Here is a 15,085-nt window from a genome sequence, read left to right on the forward strand (position 1 = left end):
ATGGAGTTTCCGACCGTGACCCCCTACCGTTTCGACAGCACCGACCGCCTGCTCGCCGACCTCGACGGCTTCCGTGTCGAGATCGACGAGGCCAAGGAACGCGCCGACATCGTGCTGCACCGTCCGCCCTTCAACATCGTCAGCATGCTCCAGCGCGACCAGTTCGCCGCCGTGTTCGCGGCGCTGGACCGCGACCCCAAGGTGCGGGTGATCGTCCTGCGCGCCGAGGGAGAGAACTTCTCGTCCGGCGGCAACATCGCCGGCTTCATGGAGAAGTCGGCGGAGCATGTGTCGGAACTGGCGGTCAACATCGCCGCGCCGGAATGCTGCCGCAAGCCGGTGATCGCCCAGGTCCGCGGCTATTGCTTCGGCGTCGGCTTCGAGCTGTCGCTGGCCTGCGATTTCCGCATCGTGTCGGAGACCGCGCAGTTCGCCCTGCCGGAAATGCGCATCGGCATGATCCCCGGCTCCGGCGGCTCGGCCCGCCTGCTGCACATGATCGGCATCTGCCGGACCAAGGACATGGTGATGCGGGCCAAGCGCATCCCCGGCCGTCAGGCCGCCGACTGGGGCTTCGTCACCGACTGCGTCGCCGACGCCGAACTTGAGGCGACGGTCGCCGCCCTGGTGGACGAGCTGCGCGGCTTCTCGCCTCTCGCCCAGCGCACCATCAAGGGCGTGCTGAACAGCGGCAACAACGTATCGGTCAACGGCGCCATCGAGATCGAGGGGCAGGCCTACGGCCGCCTGCGCGGCTCGGAGGATTTCAAGGAGGGCGTCGCCTCCTTCCACGAGAAGCGCAAGCCCGTCTTCACGGGCAACTGATCCCCGGCTCCGGTTTCGGCACCAACGTCGAGCGCCCGCCATCGAACGAGCGGGCGCCGCCTTTCCAACAACAGGGCGCGGCATCGCGCCAGTGAGGGAGACCATCCATGCCCAAGAACGCTCTTCCGAGGTCAATCTACACCCTTTCGCCGCTGCTGGCCTTGCTGGCGGCGCCATTGGTGGCGCCGGGCGTGGCGCAGGCCGCCGATCCGATCCGCATCGGGGTGGTAACCCCGATATCGGGCACTTACGCGCCGATCGGCCAGCAGGTCCGCTGGGGCCTGGAACTGGCGACGAAGGAGGTCAACGCCGCCGGCGGCATTCTCGGCCGTCAGGTCGAGCTGCTGTTCGAGGACGAGGAGGCCAACCCCGCCGTCGCCACCCAGAAGGCGGAAAAGCTGTTCCAGGTCAACAAGGTCGATTTCCTGACCGGCACCGTCAATTCCGGCTCCACCCTGGCGGTCGGGCAGCTGGCGGAGCGCAACGGCCGGCTGATCGCCACCACCGTCTCCTTTTCCGACGCCATCACCACCGACAAATGCTCGCCCAACGTCTTCCGGGTGAACGCGCGGGCGGGGCAGCAGTCGGCGGCGCTGGCGGAATGGCTGGCCAAGGACAAGCCGAAGGCCAAGGTCTACTATCTCGGCCCGGACTATGAGATGGGCCGGTCCACCGTTGCGGCCTTCAAGGAGGCGGCGGAGAAGACCGGGGCGCAATCGACCGGCGAGGTGTTCGCGCCGCTCGGCAGCAAGGATTACTCGCAGTATTTCGGCCAGCTCCGCGCCGCGCGGCCCAGCGTGCTCTACACCTCCACGGCCGGCAACGACACTGTGCGGCTGCTGACGCAGATGGGCGAATACGGGCTGCTGCGCAACCTGACCATCGTCGGCGCGTCGGGCACCGTCACCGCCCAGAACATCGGCGCCATCGGCAAGGCGGCCGACGGCTTCGTCACCGGCGTCGGCTATTCGGCGGAACTGGCGACGCCCGAGAACAAGGCGTTCGTCGCCGCCTTCCGCAAGGCCTATGACACCGCCCCCGACCTCTACGGCGCCGACAGCTATGGCCTGATCGGCTTCTTCAAGGCGGCGGTGGAGAAGGCCGGCGGCACCGACACCGAGGCGCTGCGCAAGGCGATGGAAGGGCTGAGCTGGAGCACGCCGCAGGGCACCAAGACCATGCGGGCCGGCGACCATCAGGCGGTCCAGGACATGTACGCCGTGCGCATCTCGTCGGACGGCACCAACAACCGCTTCGACGTTGTCGGCACCGTTCCGGGCGAGAAGGCCATCGGGCCGGACCTCTGCACCCGCTTCTGAGGACGCAGTCAAGGAGCCGATGGCCATGGCCGATCTCATCGACTATCTGCAATTCGTCCTGGCGCCGCAAGCGCTGAACGGTCTGTCGCTCGGGGTTGCCGTCGTTCTGATGGCGCTGGGCCTGACCATCATCTTCGGGCTGCTGGACGTCATCAACATGGCCCATGGCGAATTCTACGCCATGGGCGCCTTCCTGTCCCTGACCCTGGCCGGGCTGGGTGTCGGGTTCTGGGCACTGCTGGTGCTGGTGCCGCTGCTGATGCTGCCGATCGGCTGGATGGCCGAGCGCTGGCTGATCGCACGGGTCTTTCACAGCCGCGACCGCCACATCCTGACCCTGCTGCTGACCTTCGGGCTGGGGATGATCCTGGAGGATCTTCTGAAGCTGGTCTACGGCCCCAACACCCTGCGGCCCGAGAATCCGATCGAGGGCGGCACCGAGATCCTCGGCATGTTCCTGCCGAATTACCGGCTGTTCCTGATCGGCTTCGGTCTCGCGCTGATCGCCGCGGTCTGGCTGGTGGTCTTCCGCACCGGGCTCGGCGCCATGGTCCGGGCGGCCGCCTTCGACAAGGACATGGCCTCGTCGCTGGGCGTGCCGGTGCGCCGCGTCTATGCCGGCACCTTCGCCTTCGGGGTGGCGCTGGCCGGGCTGGCCGGAGTGCTGCTGGCGCCGATCTATTCGGTGTTCCCGACCATGGGCCGCGATTTCATCCTGATGGCCTTCACCGTGGTGATCGTCGGCGGCATGGGGTCGATCCAGGGGGCGGTGATCGCCGGCCTGCTGCTGACCCAGGTGCAGGCTTTGTCGAGCCTCTACATTTCGCCGGTGTGGTCCGACCCGCTGGTGTTCGGGATCATGGTGCTGGTGCTGATGGTCCGGCCGCAGGGCCTGTTCGGGAGGCTTGGACATGCCTGAAGCCACTCTGCGCACCCTCTCCGACCCCGGTCGCGCCCGGCCTGCGTCCCTTCTCTCCCGTCTGGCCCCGGTCCATTGGCTGGCGCTCGCCTTCCTGGCGGCGGCGCTGGGCTTCGCTGCGGTCGCCTGGGCGACCGGCAACGGCTTCTACCTGCGTCTGGCCACCGAAGCGCTGATCTTCGCCGGTCTGGCGATGAGCGTCGACCTGCTGCTCGGCTATACCGGCCTGCTGTCGCTGGGACAGGCGCTGTATTTCGGGCTGGGCGCCTATGTCTCGGCGCTCGTCCTGCGCGACGTCGCCCCCAGCTTCTGGCTGGCGATGGGAGCGGCCCTGCTGGCCGGCGGCGTGGCGGGCTTGATCGGCGGCGTCATCGCCAACCGGGTGAAGGGAGTATATTTCGCACTCATCACCTTCGGGCTGGCGCAGGTCGCCGCCAAGACCGTCTACAACACCCGCGCGTTGGGCGCGTCGGACGGGCTGATCGGCATCCCGCAGATCCAGGTCGGATTCGGGCCGTTCAGTCTCGACACCGCCGATCCGCTGTCCTTCTTCCTGCTGGTGCTGGCCCTAACCGTCGCGGCCTATGCAGGGCTGGCCTATCTGATGGACGCGCCGTTCGGCCGCACCCTGGCCGCCATCCGCGCCAACGAGAAGCGCGTACCGTTCCTGGGCTTCAATGCCTGGCGCTACAAGCTGGCGGTCTATGTGCTGGCGGCCTGCGTCGCCGCGCTGGCGGGGGCGCTGTACCCGATGCTGCGCGGCTTCGTCTCGCCCGAACTGATGTTCTTCGAGACCTCCGGCAACGCGGTCATCACCGTGATCGTCGGCGGCGTCGGCACGCTGGTCGGGCCGGTTGTGGGCAGCCTACTGCTGACCGCCCTGCGCTCTGTCGTCGGATCCTGGACCGAACATCACCTGATCGTCGTGGGGGTCATCTTCATGCTGTCCGTCATCTTCCTGCGCAAGGGGCTGGTCGGCGCCCTGCTGGCGCGGCTGAGCCGCCGACCGGGGAGGACGGCGCCATGACGGCATCCTCCCTCAGGACGGTGACGGCCGGCGGCGCCTCTGCGCTCAGCGTGCGTGACCTGTCGGTGAATTTCGGCGGGCTCCAGGCGGTGGCGGGCGTCGGCTTCGAGGCCGCAGCCGGACGGATCACCTCGGTCATCGGACCCAACGGGGCGGGCAAGAGCACGCTGTTCAACCTGATCAGCGGCGCCATCCGCCCCACCGGCGGCCGGGTCACCCTGGACGGCGCCGACGTCACCGGGCGCTCCCCCGACCGGCTGCTCGCCGCCGGGCTGGCGCGGTCCTTCCAGATCACCAACCTGTTCTTCGAGCTGCCGGTGCTGGAAAACCTGCGAATCGCCGCGCAGGTTCTGGAACGGCCCTGGCACGCGCTGCGTCCGGTCGGCCACAGCCGTCGTGCGCTGGCCAAGGCCGACGCGCTGCTGGAACGCTTCGGCCTGTTAGCCAAGGCGCGCGAGCTTGCCGGCAACCTGTCGCACGGCGAACAGCGGCGGCTGGAGATCGCGGTGGCGCTGGCCGCCGAACCGCGGGTGCTGCTGCTGGACGAGCCGACCCAGGGCATGAGCCACGGCGACACGGCAGACACCGGCGCGTTGATCCGCACGCTGGCCGGCGACCTGACCGTGCTGCTGATCGAACACGACATCGGGTTGGTGATGAGCCTGTCGGACCATGTCGTTGTGATGGCCCAGGGCCGGAAGATTGCCGAAGGGCCGCCCGCCGTGGTGCGCGCCGATCCCGCCGTACAGGCCGCCTATTTCGGACACGGGTGACACCCATGCTTTCCATCGAGAACCTGCACGCGCATTACGGCCTGAGCCATGTTCTGCAAGGGGTGTCCCTGCAGGCCGGTCCGGGCGAGGTGGTCGGGCTGTTCGGCCGCAACGGCGTCGGCAAGACCACCATTCTGAAATCCGTCGCCGGCTGGGTGCCGGCCAGTTCCGGCACGATCCGCTTCGACGGCATTGATCTGGCCGGGCAGACGCCCGACGCGATCGCCCGCCTTGGGCTCGGGCTGGTGCCGGAAGATCGCCGCATCTTCCCAGGCCTCAGCGTCGAGGAGAATCTGCGGCTGGGCCTGCGCCAATGCCCCGGGCGCGCGCGCCGGGAGAACGAACAGGCGATCGGACAGGCCTTCGCCCGCTTCCCCCGGCTGGCCGAACGGCGTCGGCAACTCGGCACCACCTTGTCCGGCGGCGAGCAGCAGATGCTGGCGATGGCCCGCGTGATGGTGGGTACCGCCAGGCTGTTGCTGATCGACGAACCGACGGAAGGTCTGGCGCCGATGATCGTCGACGAGATCTTCGCGATCATCACGGAGCTGAAGCGGGCGGGATTGACCATCCTGCTGGTGGAGCAGAACATCCACCGCGCCCTGGATGTCGCTGACCGCTTCTACGCGGTGGAACGGGGCCGCATCACGCTCCATGGTGAAGCGGCCTCCCCTGCCGATCGCGCCCGGCTGATGGAGATGGTTGCCGTATGATCCGGCGGTCCTTCCCCCTCCGGACTCATCGCAAGCCGGAGGGGCCCCGCATGTAATGGCGTTCAGGACGGTAGGCCGGCCGGAACCAGGAGGGGAAGCGGGCCCGGACCCATGCGCGCAACGCGGCCAGCATGGTTGTTCGTCTCCTTCTCGTTTGGTTGCGTTACTTCAGGCCCAATGCCATGTGCACGGCCGTGGCGGCGTCCTTGCCGTCGCGGGTCGACACGCCGGCCAGCCAGGGGCCGAGCAGGTCGGGATGCGCCTTCAGGTAGCTGGCCGCTGCGTCCTTGGGGGCTTTCTTGTCTTCGGTGATGGCGGCCATGATCTCGTTCTCCATCTCGACGGTGAAGGCGAGTTGACTGAACAGGCGGTGGACATTCGTGCATTCGGTGCCGTAGCCGCGCCGGGACAGGGTGTTGACCGTGGTGCTGCCATAGTTCGGGCCGAAATAGGCGTCGCCGCCGCTGAGGTAGGTCATGTCGATCCGGGTGTTCATCGGGTGCGGTTGCCAGCCGAGAAAGACCACCCAATCCTTGCTGCGCGTTCGGCGCATCGCCTGCGTCAGCATGGCCTGCTCGCTCGATTCGACCAGGGTCCAGCCCTCCAGCCCGAAATCCTTCTTGTCGAGCATGCGCTGGATGTTCTGGTTCGCCGGCGCCCCCGGCTCGATCCCGTAGATTTTCTTTTCGAACCGATCGCCGAACCGAGCGAGGTCGGCAAAGCTGTGCACGCCGGCATTGGCCACAGCGGTCGGCACCGCCAGGGTGAATTTGGCGTTCTCCAGGTTCGGGCGCACGATCTCGACCGATTTCTCGGCGATCAGCTTGTCGAGGAAGGTGGATTGGGCCGGCATCCAGTTGCCGAGGAAGACATCGATTTGCCCGGTCTTCAGCCCCTGGAAAATGATCGGCACGGCGACCGTCTCGATCTTCTGCTGATAGCCCATGGCTCCCAGCAGCGCTCCCGCCACCGCATTGGTCGCGGTGATGTCCGTCCAACCGGGATCGGCCATCCTCACCGTCTGGCAACTCGCGGGCTCCGCCGCAGTCGCCGATTCCGATGCCGCTGCCGAAATCGCCAGCGCGCTGACCGTTGTCCCGATCACGACCACCAGACCGGCCAGTGCCGAACGCCCCGCTGTCAAACCGCCCATTGCAAGCTCCGGTGCACGCATGTGCTCTCCCTCCTGTCGGGTGATGGTCGACGTCCGGCGCGCCAGCGCGCCGTCTTAGTGCGCCGGGGTGCCATGGCGCGGGAAGCGCGCCATGGCTTCCAGATCGTCGAGATCCAGATGGTTGCGCATATAGCTGGTGCCTGCATCGGTGAAGGGCTGGAAATCCCAGGAGCGGTGCTGCCCCTGGCGCAGTGCATCAGCCACCAGGAGGCGCCGCTGCTGGCTGGCGACAACCTCCTCATGCAGGCGCGCCAGATTCCAGCGCTGTTCCACCTCGGCGCGGTAGCGTCGCAGGGCATCGGCCGCCGCCGAGCCGGCGGCGGGCTGCTCCGCCCGGTTCACCAGCTCGTCCGGATCGTCGGACAGGTCGTAGAGCTGGTCGGGATCGGCCGGTGAATGGATGAATTTGTCGCGACCGCGCCGGATCATCACGATGGGAGCCAGGGCACCTTCGGCGAGATATTCGCCGATCACCTCGTCATGGCCGCCGCTGCGCTGAAGGTGCGGCAGCAGGCTGCGCCCGTCGATCGGCGTCCGCCAGCCTGGCGCCGCCCCGTCATGGGCGAGTTCGACCAGGGTCGGCAGCAGATCCATCGATGAGACCGAGGCGGCGACCCGTCCGGCCTGGAACCAGCCCGGCGCCCGGATGATCAGCGGGATGCGGCAGGCGGACTCGAAGAAGCTCATCTTGTACCACAGCCCGCGTTCACCCAGCATGTCGCCATGGTCGGACAGGGTCGTGCCCCACGGGGTGGTGTAGGAGCTGTGGGGAACCGGCCCGCCGTAGCGCCCTCCGATGGCTGGCGTAGGCGGGCCGGTTATCCATAGCGGGGCGGTCATCGCGGTTCTTCGGTAGAGTCTGGTCACCACACCTCAACCCGACCGAAGGGTGACCACGATGACCGACGAGATGATGGCGCTTCGCGCGATGCTTGAGAAGGGCGCGGATGCCGATGTTCTGCGTGAGATGATCGGCTTTGCCGCTGAACGGCTGATGGAGTTGGAGGTGCAGGGCCTGACCGGGGCCGGTCATGGCGAGCGGTCTGCCGAGCGGCTCGTCCAGCGCAATGGCTACCGGGATCGCGACTGGGAGACCCGCGCCGGCACCGTCGAGCTGCGCATTCCCAAACTGCGCAAGGGCTCCTACTTCCCCGGCTTTCTGGAGCCGCGGCGGATGGCCGAGAAGGCACTGACGGCAGTGATCCAGGAGGCCTACATCCAGGGCATCTCGACGCGCTCAGTGGACGATCTGGTCCAGGCGATGGGAATGTCTGGCATCTCCAAGAGCCAGGTCAGTCGGTTGTGCGCCGAGATCGACGAGCGGGTGAAGACCTTTCTCGGCCGTCCCATCGAGGGCGACTGGCCCTACCTGTGGCTGGATGCCACCTACGTGAAGGTGCGCCAGAACGGACGCATCGTTTCGGTCGCCGTGACCATCGCGGTGGCGGTCAACACCGACGGCCGGCGCGAGGTGCTGGGCATGGACATCGGCCCGTCCGAGGCGGAAACCTTCTGGATCGAGTTCCTGCGCAAGCTCAAGCGCCGTGGTCTGAGCGGCGTCAAGCTGGTGATCTCCGACGCCCATGGCGGCATCAAGGCCGCCGTCACCCGGGTCTTCCAGGCGACGTGGCAAAGGTGCCGGGTCCATTTCTCCAGGACAGCGCTTGCCCACGCCGGCAAGAGCGGGCGCCGTGTCGTGGCGGCCTTCATCGCCACGGCCTTCGCCCAGGACGATGCGGCATCTGCTCGCACGCAGTGGCGGCAAGTGGCCGATCAGGTCCGGGCCAAGCTGCCGAAACTGGCCACCCTGATGGACGAGGCGGAAGAAGACGTCCTGGCCTACATGACCTTTCCCAGGGAGCATCGGGCCAAGCTCCACTCGACAAACCCGATTGAACGTCTCAACGGTGAGATCAAGCGGCGCACCGAGGTTGTCGGCATATTTCCCAACGAGGAAGCGATTACGAGGCTCATCGGCGCCATCCTCTTGGAGCAAAACGATGAATGGGCCGTTCAGCGGGCACGCTACATGACGCTGGAAACAATCGCCCCGCTCGGCGATGATCCCCTCGTCAGCCTGCCCGCCGTGGCCGCCTGACAATTCCGGCCAGACCAGCCGGAGAACCCGGTGAGCGACCCAACTCCTACACCACGCTCAGGGGCACGATCGTCGGACAGCAGGACGATGACGGTGTCCTCGGCCAGTCTGGTTTCCTCCAGCACGCCAGTGAGCCGGCCGATCTGGTCGTCCACATAGGCAACGGCACCATAGTAGGCGCGGCGGGCGTTGCGGATCTGCCGTTCGCTGAGCGGCATCTCATCCATCGCGCAGACGTGACGCAAACGCCGCGAATGCGGGTCCATCGTGTCCGGCGCCAAAGTGACGCGCGGCAGCGGGACCTCCGCATCGATGTGGCGGTTCCAGTAGCGCTCGGTGATGGCATAGGGGTCGTGCGGATGGGTCAGCGACACCACGAAGCAGAAGGGCCGGTCCCGCCGGCCACGGGCGATGTCGTACAGCTTGCGCTCGGCGGTGAACACCACCTCCTCGTCGAAGTCGAGCTGGTTGGTGCGCAGGCAGGGACCGGCGTCACGCACCGAACTCATGTTGTGATACCAGCTCGGCCGCTCCTCGGGCCGCGTCCAGTCCGGCGTCCAGCCGAAATCAGCCGGATAGATGTCGGTGGTCAGCCGTTCCTCGAAGCCGTGAAGCTGGTCGGCCCCGCAGAAGTGCATCTTGCCGGACAGAATGGTCTGGTAGCCGGCCAGCCGCAGGTAATGGGCAAAAGTGGGAACCGCGGAGGGAAATTCGGCGGCGTTGTCGTAGCCGCCGATCGCCGAGGGCAACCGCCCCGACAGGAAGACATAGCGCGAGGGGGCGCAGAGCGGGCTGTTGCAGTAGGCGCTGTCGAACACCACGCCGCCCTCTGCCAGGCTATCGATGTGGGGCGTCCGCACCGTCGGGTTGCCGTAGGCGCCGAGCGCCTGCGGGATCATCTGGTCGGCCATGAGGATAAGGATGTTGGGGCGCCGTGCCATATCCGCCTGCTTCATACCGTTTATGGACAGAACGTTCGGGAACGATAGAATTGACGCACCCAACAGGGGCGTGAAGCCCCTGTCTCATCATGCCGGTATGAGGGGCGCTCATGGGAAAGGACCGCCTGCCGCCGCTGCGCACCCTGCTTTTCTTCGAGGCGGCCGGCCGACTGCTGAGCTTCAGCGCTGCCGCCCGCGAGCTTGCCTGCACCCAATCGGCCGTCAGCCACCAGATCGGCTGGCTGGAGGCCGATCTGGGGACGGCGCTGTTCCGTCGCCTTCACCGCGGAGTCGCGCTGACGCCGGACGGCGTGCGGCTCTACGAGGCGACGCGCGAGGCGCTGGACGGCATCGGCGATGCGGTGACCCGCATCCGCGATCGGCAACGGCCGGGCGTTCTGAACGTCGCCACCGATTTCGGTTTCGCCTCCGGCTGGCTGCTGCCGCGTCTCGGCGCCCTGCGCCAGCTTTTGCCCGAACTGGATGTGCGGATCGTGACGACGCAGAACGCGATCGACCTGCGTCGCGAGGCGGCGGACATCGCCATCACCTTCGGTCACGGCCATTGGCCCGGCTGCGAGGCGGAACTCCTGTTTCCCGAGCGGGTCCTGCCGGTCTGCAGCCCTGCTTTCCGGGCAAGCCGCGCCCCGTTCGCCGCCGGGGTCGCCGCTTCCCCGGCCGATCTGTCGTCCCTGCCGCTCCTGCATCTGGAAAGCGTCGGGCCGGCCGCCTGGCTGTCCTGGGGTGACTGGTTCACCCTGCACGGGCTGCCTGTGCCGGCGGGTGGCCATGATCTGACCTTCAACAATTACCCGCTGGTCCTGCAGGCTGCCTTGATGGGCCAGGGGGTGGCGCTGGGATGGAGCCCGCTGATCGCCGATCTGATGCGGGACGGGCATCTGGTTGCCCTGCTCGACCGGCCGGTTCAGACGGAACGGGGCTATTTCCTCGTCGTGTCCAGCCGGCGCAAGCCGGATGAGCGTCGCGACCGCTTCCGCCGTTGGGTCGTCGAGGAAAGCCGCCGGGAGGGCGACGGCAAATAGGCCCATTGTTGCGAAGCCGCGGGTCAGTGCGGCCCCGCTTACCGCGGGCCGTGGGCGTGCAGACGGTCGCCGAGAAATGCGATGAAGCGGGGGTCGTCGGCATAGGCGATGTTGATCCGCATCGCCGGCGCAGTGGCCGTCCGCGTCGGCAGGAACAGCGTGCCGGGCGCCAGGAAAATCTCCTGTTCGGCAGCCTGGCGCACCAACTCCGCCTCGTCGATGCGGTCGGGAAGCTCACCCCACAGATAATATCCCCCGGGAGCGGCCGGTGGCAGTCGGACACCGATGCGGGTCAATGCAAGCGTCGCCTTTTCCGTATGCTCCGCTATCAGCGTCTTCAGCCGGCGCAGATGTCGAAGATACTGGCCGGAGGCGATGAAGGCGTAGACGATCCGCTCGACATAGTCGGAGGTGCTGACGACGGTCAGCATCTTGACGTCGCACAGCCGGTCGATCAGAGGGCGTTTCGCTGCGACATAGCCGACACGCAGGCTGGCCGACAGGGTTTTCGAGAAGGTACCGACATAGACGACCCGCTCCAGCTGGTCGAGCGCGGCGAGCCGCGGGCTGGCGGCGGGCAGGACATCAGCGAAGGGGTCGTCCTCGACGACGTACAGGCCGTGCTGTTCGGCAATCCGCAGCAGGCGGTGCGCGACGGCGGGCGTGATCGAGCCGCCGGTCGGGTTGTGCGCCAGCGACTGGGTGAAGAACAGCTTCGGCTTGTGGGCGGCGGCCTTGGCGGCGAGATCGTCGAGGTCGGGGCCGTCGTGGCGCCGCTGGACGCCGACGATGCTGATCCGCGACAGCCGGAGCTTGCCGAACAGTGGATAATAGCCGGGGCTGTCGACCAGCACCGTGTCCCCCGGTTCCAGCATCTGGCGGGCCACGAGGTCGAGTGCGTGGTTCGCGCCCTGGGTCAGCAGGATCTGGTCCGGCGACGCCGTGATCGACCGTTCGCCGAGCGTCAGCGCCAGCCGCTCTCGCAACGGCAGGAAGCCCCAGGGGGAGCCGTAGCCGTGTTCCGGCGTCAGGCTGCGGGTTGCGGCCAGGAAACGCGGGCTGCCACCGACCTCGAACCGCTCCATCCAGGACGGCGGCGGCCGGCCATCGCCGATCCGCACGGCATAGCTCTGCACCAGCTGTTCGCGAAGCAGAGACACGAAGTCCACCGCTTCGGCGACATGGGCGGACTGCTGCCCGACCACGGCATGGCGGACGCGGGCGACGTAATAGCCGGCCCCCTGCTTCGCCTCGACATGGCCCAGCGCGACCAGACGGTCGTAGGCCTCCGCCATAGTGTTCTTCGAGACGCCGTGCTCGACGGCGCCGGCCCGCACCGATAGGAGACGCTCTCCCGGCTTCAACAGGCCCTCGCCGATCAGGCCGGCGATCCTGTCGACGATGCTACCCACCCGTGTCATCGCGTCACCGTTTCAGTGTCCCAACAAATGCGCTGGTACAGTGTCCCGGAGATTTCGGGAAACTGTCCCTTGTGCTGTCCCTTTGTATCACTGATCATCAACGAAACGAATGGTGATGGCGGGGCAGCCCGCGGCGCCCGTTCGACCAGCACCAGCATTGTCCCGCCCTCATTATCCCATCCGGTGTGCTCCGCCGCGCGGCGCCGGAAGGGAATGCATCCACAAAGCGCACGACAGGGTTCAGGAATGAACGACACCACCCGCAGTTCCCGCATCTCCGGATTCCATAAGAAATCGCCGGCGGAGCGCTTGGGCATCGTCTCGGACTTCGCCGGCCTCGATGCCGCCGCCGCCGCGCGGCTGTCGGACACCGGGAACCTGGATCTGGGCCTTGCCGACCGTCTGGTCGAGAACGTAATCGGGTCGATGAATATCCCGCTGGGGATCGCGACCAATATGAGGGTCGACGGCGAGGATGTGCTGATCCCGATGGCGACGGAGGAGTCGTCGGTCGTCGCCGCGGTCTGCAACGCGGCCCGGCAATGCTATGACGCCGGCGGCTTCACCACCTCGATGTCCGGCACGCTGATGATCGCGCAGATCCAGGCGGTCGACGTGGCCGATCCCCATGCGGCCCGCCTGCGCATCCTCGGGCGACGCGAGGAGATCAAGGCGATCTGCGACGGCTGCGATCCGGTACTGCTGTCCTTCGGCGGCGGCTTCCGCGATGTCGAGGTGCGTGTGCTCGACAGCCAGGGCGGCCCGATGCTGGTGACCCATCTGATCGTCGATACCCGCGACGCGATGGGCGCCAACGCCGTCAACAGCATGGCGGAGAAGCTGGCTCCCCACATCGCCGCCTGGAGCGGCGGCCGGGTGTATCTGCGCATCCTGTCCAATCTGGCCGACCGCCGGCTGGCGCGGGCGCATGCGGTGTGGCCACTCGACCAGATTGGCGGCGAGTCGGTGCGCGACGGCATCATCAGTGCCTATCACTTCGCAGCCGCCGACCCGTATCGCGCCGCCACCCACAACAAGGGGATCATGAACGGCGTCAGCGCCGTCGTGCTGGCGACCGGCAACGACACCCGTGCGGTGGAGGCCGGCGCCCATGCCTTTGCTGCCCGTAGCGGCCAGTATGGCAGCCTGACCCGCTTCGAGGTAACCGCCGACGGACAGCTCAGCGGCTCCATCGAACTGCCGATGGCGGTCGGGCTGATCGGTGGCGCCACCAAGGCGCATCCGACGGCGCAGGCCTGTCTGGCGATCCTCGGCGTAACCAGCGCCGAACGTCTCGCCCGCATCATCGCCGCGGTTGGGCTGGCACAGAACTTCTCGGCGCTGAAGGCGCTGGCGACCACCGGCATCCAGAAAGGCCACATGGCTCTGCACGCCCAGAACATCGCGATGATGGCCGGCGCGGTCGGCGACGAGATCGACCGCGTCGCCGCCGCGTTGGTGGAGCGCGGCAGCGTGCGCCAGGACATCGCCCAGGAGGTCCTGCGGGATCTGCGTGGCGGGGCCACCGGCGCCTGACGGCAGCGGGCAAAACCGTAGAGCATCAAAATGAATAAGGGGAGGACCTTGATGAAGACCGGATACACGCTGGCCGGCATGGCCGCCGCCAGCCTCGTCGCATTGTCGATCGGCACCGTCCCGGCATCGGCCGAGATCGCGAATCACCGGGTGAAGCTGGGGGTGCTGACCGACATGAGCGGCTTCGCGTCCGACAGCACCGGCCGGGGCTCGGTGGTGGCTGCGGAACTGGCTGCGGAGGATTTCGCCAAGGAGCTGCCCGGCGTCACCATTGAGGTCATCCACGCAGACCACCAGAACAAGCCCGACATCGGCGCCGCCACCGCGCGCCGCTGGCTGGACCAGGAACATGTCGACGCGATTCTGGACGTGCCCTTCTCGTCGGTGGCGCTGGCGGTGAACGAGGTGACGCGCAAGTCCAAGGCTGTCTTCATCGCATCCGGTCCCGGTACGACGGAGCTGACCGGCCCGAAATGCTCCCCCAATACCATCCAATGGACCTATGATACCTGGGCGCTGGCCAACGGCACGGCGCGGGCGGTGACGGAGAGCGGGGGCAAGCGCTGGTTCTTCATGACCGCCGACTACGCCTTCGGTCATGCGCTGGAGCGCGACGCCTCGGCGGTGGTCAAGAGCATGGGCGGCACCATCGTCGGCAGCGTCCGCCATCCGCCCAACGCGTCCGATTTCTCCTCCTACCTGCTACAGGCGCAGGGCAGCGGCGCACAGGTCATCGGGCTGGCCAACGCGGTGGGCGACACCATCGGGTCGGTCAAGCAGGCGACCGAGTTCGGCATCACCGCCGGCGGCCAGCGGCTGGCCGCCTTGCTGATGCAGCTGAGCGACGTCGCCGCCGTCGGATTGAAGGATGCGCAGGGACTGTATCTGACTGAGGCCTTCTATTGGGATCTGAATCCCGGCACCCGGGCCTTTGCCGACCGCTTCGCTGCTCGGATGGACGGGCGCCGTCCCACCGGCAACCAGGCCGGCGTCTATGCCGGCGCCCTTCACTATCTGAAGGCGGTCAAGGCCGCCGACAGCACCGATGGCGCCGTCGTCGCCGCCAAGATGCGGGACCTGCCGACCGATGATCCCCTGTTCGGCAAGGGCAGCGTTCGCGTTGACGGCCGGGCGGTCCACGACATGCTGTTCTTCGAGGTCAAGAAACCCGAAGAATCGAAGGGACCTTGGGACTTCTACAAGCTGGTCAAGACCATCCCTGGCCCCGAAGCGTTCCGCCCGCTGTCTGAAGGTGGCTGCCCGCTGGTGGAGAAGTAAGGCGGGTCACCGGCCCGG

At 67.3% G+C, this 15,085-nt stretch carries 14 protein-coding genes; 10 read left to right on the forward strand and 4 right to left on the reverse strand.

The window, feature by feature from the left end; translation table 11 throughout:
- Positions 1–15 precede the first annotated feature (15 nt).
- The 6 genes from M5E06_RS16165 (at position 16) to M5E06_RS16190 (ending at position 5,576) form a co-directional block, all read left to right on the forward strand.
- Positions 16–825, forward strand: a complete 810-nt coding sequence (locus M5E06_RS16165; protein WP_252139035.1) for an enoyl-CoA hydratase/isomerase family protein — start codon at positions 16–18, stop codon at positions 823–825.
- 107 nt (positions 826–932) lie between these two features.
- Positions 933–2,144 (forward strand): ABC transporter substrate-binding protein, encoded by a 1,212-nt coding sequence (locus M5E06_RS16170; protein ID WP_252139036.1) that lies wholly within the window; start codon positions 933–935, stop codon positions 2,142–2,144.
- A 25-nt stretch (positions 2,145–2,169) separates the two neighbouring features.
- Entirely contained in the window at positions 2,170–3,063 is an 894-nt protein-coding gene (locus M5E06_RS16175) for a branched-chain amino acid ABC transporter permease (RefSeq protein WP_109150835.1), read from the forward strand.
- Positions 3,056–4,090 (forward strand): branched-chain amino acid ABC transporter permease, encoded by a 1,035-nt coding sequence (locus M5E06_RS16180; RefSeq protein WP_252139037.1) that lies wholly within the window; start codon positions 3,056–3,058, stop codon positions 4,088–4,090. Before M5E06_RS16175 ends, M5E06_RS16180 begins: the two co-directional genes overlap by 8 nt.
- Positions 4,087–4,863, forward strand: coding sequence for an ABC transporter ATP-binding protein (locus tag M5E06_RS16185; protein WP_252139038.1), 777 nt, complete (start codon positions 4,087–4,089; stop codon positions 4,861–4,863). Before M5E06_RS16180 ends, M5E06_RS16185 begins: the two co-directional genes overlap by 4 nt.
- Positions 4,864–4,868: 5 nt before the next feature.
- Entirely contained in the window at positions 4,869–5,576 is a 708-nt protein-coding gene (locus M5E06_RS16190) for an ABC transporter ATP-binding protein (RefSeq protein ID WP_252139039.1), read from the forward strand.
- Between the two features lie 163 nt (positions 5,577–5,739).
- Here the strand turns inward: M5E06_RS16190 and M5E06_RS16195 are convergent, their stop codons facing one another.
- Positions 5,740–6,729, reverse strand: coding sequence for a choline ABC transporter substrate-binding protein (locus M5E06_RS16195; protein ID WP_252139040.1), 990 nt, complete (start codon positions 6,727–6,729; stop codon positions 5,740–5,742).
- A gap of 75 nt (positions 6,730–6,804) precedes the next feature.
- The gene (locus M5E06_RS16200) at positions 6,805–7,590 is read right to left on the reverse strand and encodes a sulfatase/phosphatase domain-containing protein (RefSeq protein ID WP_252139041.1); all 786 of its coding nucleotides are present in this window, start codon (positions 7,588–7,590) and stop codon (positions 6,805–6,807) included.
- 58 nt (positions 7,591–7,648) lie between these two features.
- Between M5E06_RS16200 and M5E06_RS16205 the strand changes: the two genes are divergently transcribed.
- Positions 7,649–8,848 (forward strand): IS256 family transposase, encoded by a 1,200-nt coding sequence (locus M5E06_RS16205; protein WP_252138668.1) that lies wholly within the window; start codon positions 7,649–7,651, stop codon positions 8,846–8,848.
- Here the strand turns inward: M5E06_RS16205 and betC are convergent.
- Positions 8,776–9,789 carry a choline-sulfatase gene (gene betC / locus M5E06_RS16210; RefSeq protein WP_252139042.1) on the reverse strand — a complete coding sequence of 338 codons (1,014 nt, stop codon included), beginning with the start codon at positions 9,787–9,789 and terminating at the stop codon, positions 8,776–8,778. The two genes, M5E06_RS16205 and betC, sit on opposite strands and share 73 nt — an antisense overlap.
- 110 nt (positions 9,790–9,899) lie before the next feature.
- Here betC and M5E06_RS16215 point away from each other — a divergent pair, with 110 nt between their 5' ends.
- Positions 9,900–10,832: a choline sulfate utilization transcriptional regulator gene (locus tag M5E06_RS16215; RefSeq protein WP_252139043.1), complete on the forward strand. Its 933-nt coding sequence runs from the start codon at positions 9,900–9,902 to the stop codon at positions 10,830–10,832.
- Between the two features lie 38 nt (positions 10,833–10,870).
- On the opposite strand, the gene M5E06_RS16220 is transcribed toward M5E06_RS16215, so the two are convergent.
- A complete protein-coding gene (locus M5E06_RS16220; RefSeq protein WP_252139044.1) occupies positions 10,871–12,253 on the reverse strand; it encodes an aminotransferase-like domain-containing protein in 1,383 nt (460 codons plus the stop codon).
- Between the two features lie 246 nt (positions 12,254–12,499).
- On the opposite strand from M5E06_RS16220, the gene M5E06_RS16225 reads away from it, so the two are divergent.
- Both M5E06_RS16225 and M5E06_RS16230 read left to right on the forward strand, forming a co-directional pair.
- The gene (locus M5E06_RS16225) at positions 12,500–13,789 is read left to right on the forward strand and encodes a hydroxymethylglutaryl-CoA reductase, degradative (protein WP_109150810.1); all 1,290 of its coding nucleotides are present in this window, start codon (positions 12,500–12,502) and stop codon (positions 13,787–13,789) included.
- Between the two features lie 51 nt (positions 13,790–13,840).
- Positions 13,841–15,067, forward strand: a complete 1,227-nt coding sequence (locus tag M5E06_RS16230) for an ABC transporter substrate-binding protein (protein WP_252139045.1) — start codon at positions 13,841–13,843, stop codon at positions 15,065–15,067.
- The last annotated feature ends 18 nt before the right edge of the window (positions 15,068–15,085 follow it).

The sequence above is a fragment of the Azospirillum sp. A1-3 genome (assembly GCF_023806445.1).
Taxonomy (GTDB): domain Bacteria; phylum Pseudomonadota; class Alphaproteobacteria; order Azospirillales; family Azospirillaceae; genus Azospirillum.

Coding starts and splice junctions, on each gene's coding strand:
- M5E06_RS16170 (WP_252139036.1), top strand. CDS start 933: ATGCCCAAGAACGCTCTTCCGAGGTCAATCTACACCCTTTCGCCGCTG.
- M5E06_RS16175 (WP_109150835.1), top strand. CDS start 2,170: ATGGCCGATCTCATCGACTATCTGCAATTCGTCCTGGCGCCGCAAGCG.
- M5E06_RS16180 (WP_252139037.1), top strand. CDS start 3,056: ATGCCTGAAGCCACTCTGCGCACCCTCTCCGACCCCGGTCGCGCCCGG.
- M5E06_RS16185 (WP_252139038.1), top strand. CDS start 4,087: ATGACGGCATCCTCCCTCAGGACGGTGACGGCCGGCGGCGCCTCTGCG.
- M5E06_RS16190 (WP_252139039.1), top strand. CDS start 4,869: ATGCTTTCCATCGAGAACCTGCACGCGCATTACGGCCTGAGCCATGTT.
- M5E06_RS16195 (WP_252139040.1), bottom strand. CDS start 6,729: ATGGGCGGTTTGACAGCGGGGCGTTCGGCACTGGCCGGTCTGGTGGTC.
- M5E06_RS16200 (WP_252139041.1), bottom strand. CDS start 7,590: ATGACCGCCCCGCTATGGATAACCGGCCCGCCTACGCCAGCCATCGGA.
- M5E06_RS16205 (WP_252138668.1), top strand. CDS start 7,649: ATGACCGACGAGATGATGGCGCTTCGCGCGATGCTTGAGAAGGGCGCG.
- betC (WP_252139042.1), bottom strand. CDS start 9,789: ATGGCACGGCGCCCCAACATCCTTATCCTCATGGCCGACCAGATGATC.
- M5E06_RS16215 (WP_252139043.1), top strand. CDS start 9,900: ATGGGAAAGGACCGCCTGCCGCCGCTGCGCACCCTGCTTTTCTTCGAG.
- M5E06_RS16220 (WP_252139044.1), bottom strand. CDS start 12,253: ATGACACGGGTGGGTAGCATCGTCGACAGGATCGCCGGCCTGATCGGC.
- M5E06_RS16225 (WP_109150810.1), top strand. CDS start 12,500: ATGAACGACACCACCCGCAGTTCCCGCATCTCCGGATTCCATAAGAAA.
- M5E06_RS16230 (WP_252139045.1), top strand. CDS start 13,841: ATGAAGACCGGATACACGCTGGCCGGCATGGCCGCCGCCAGCCTCGTC.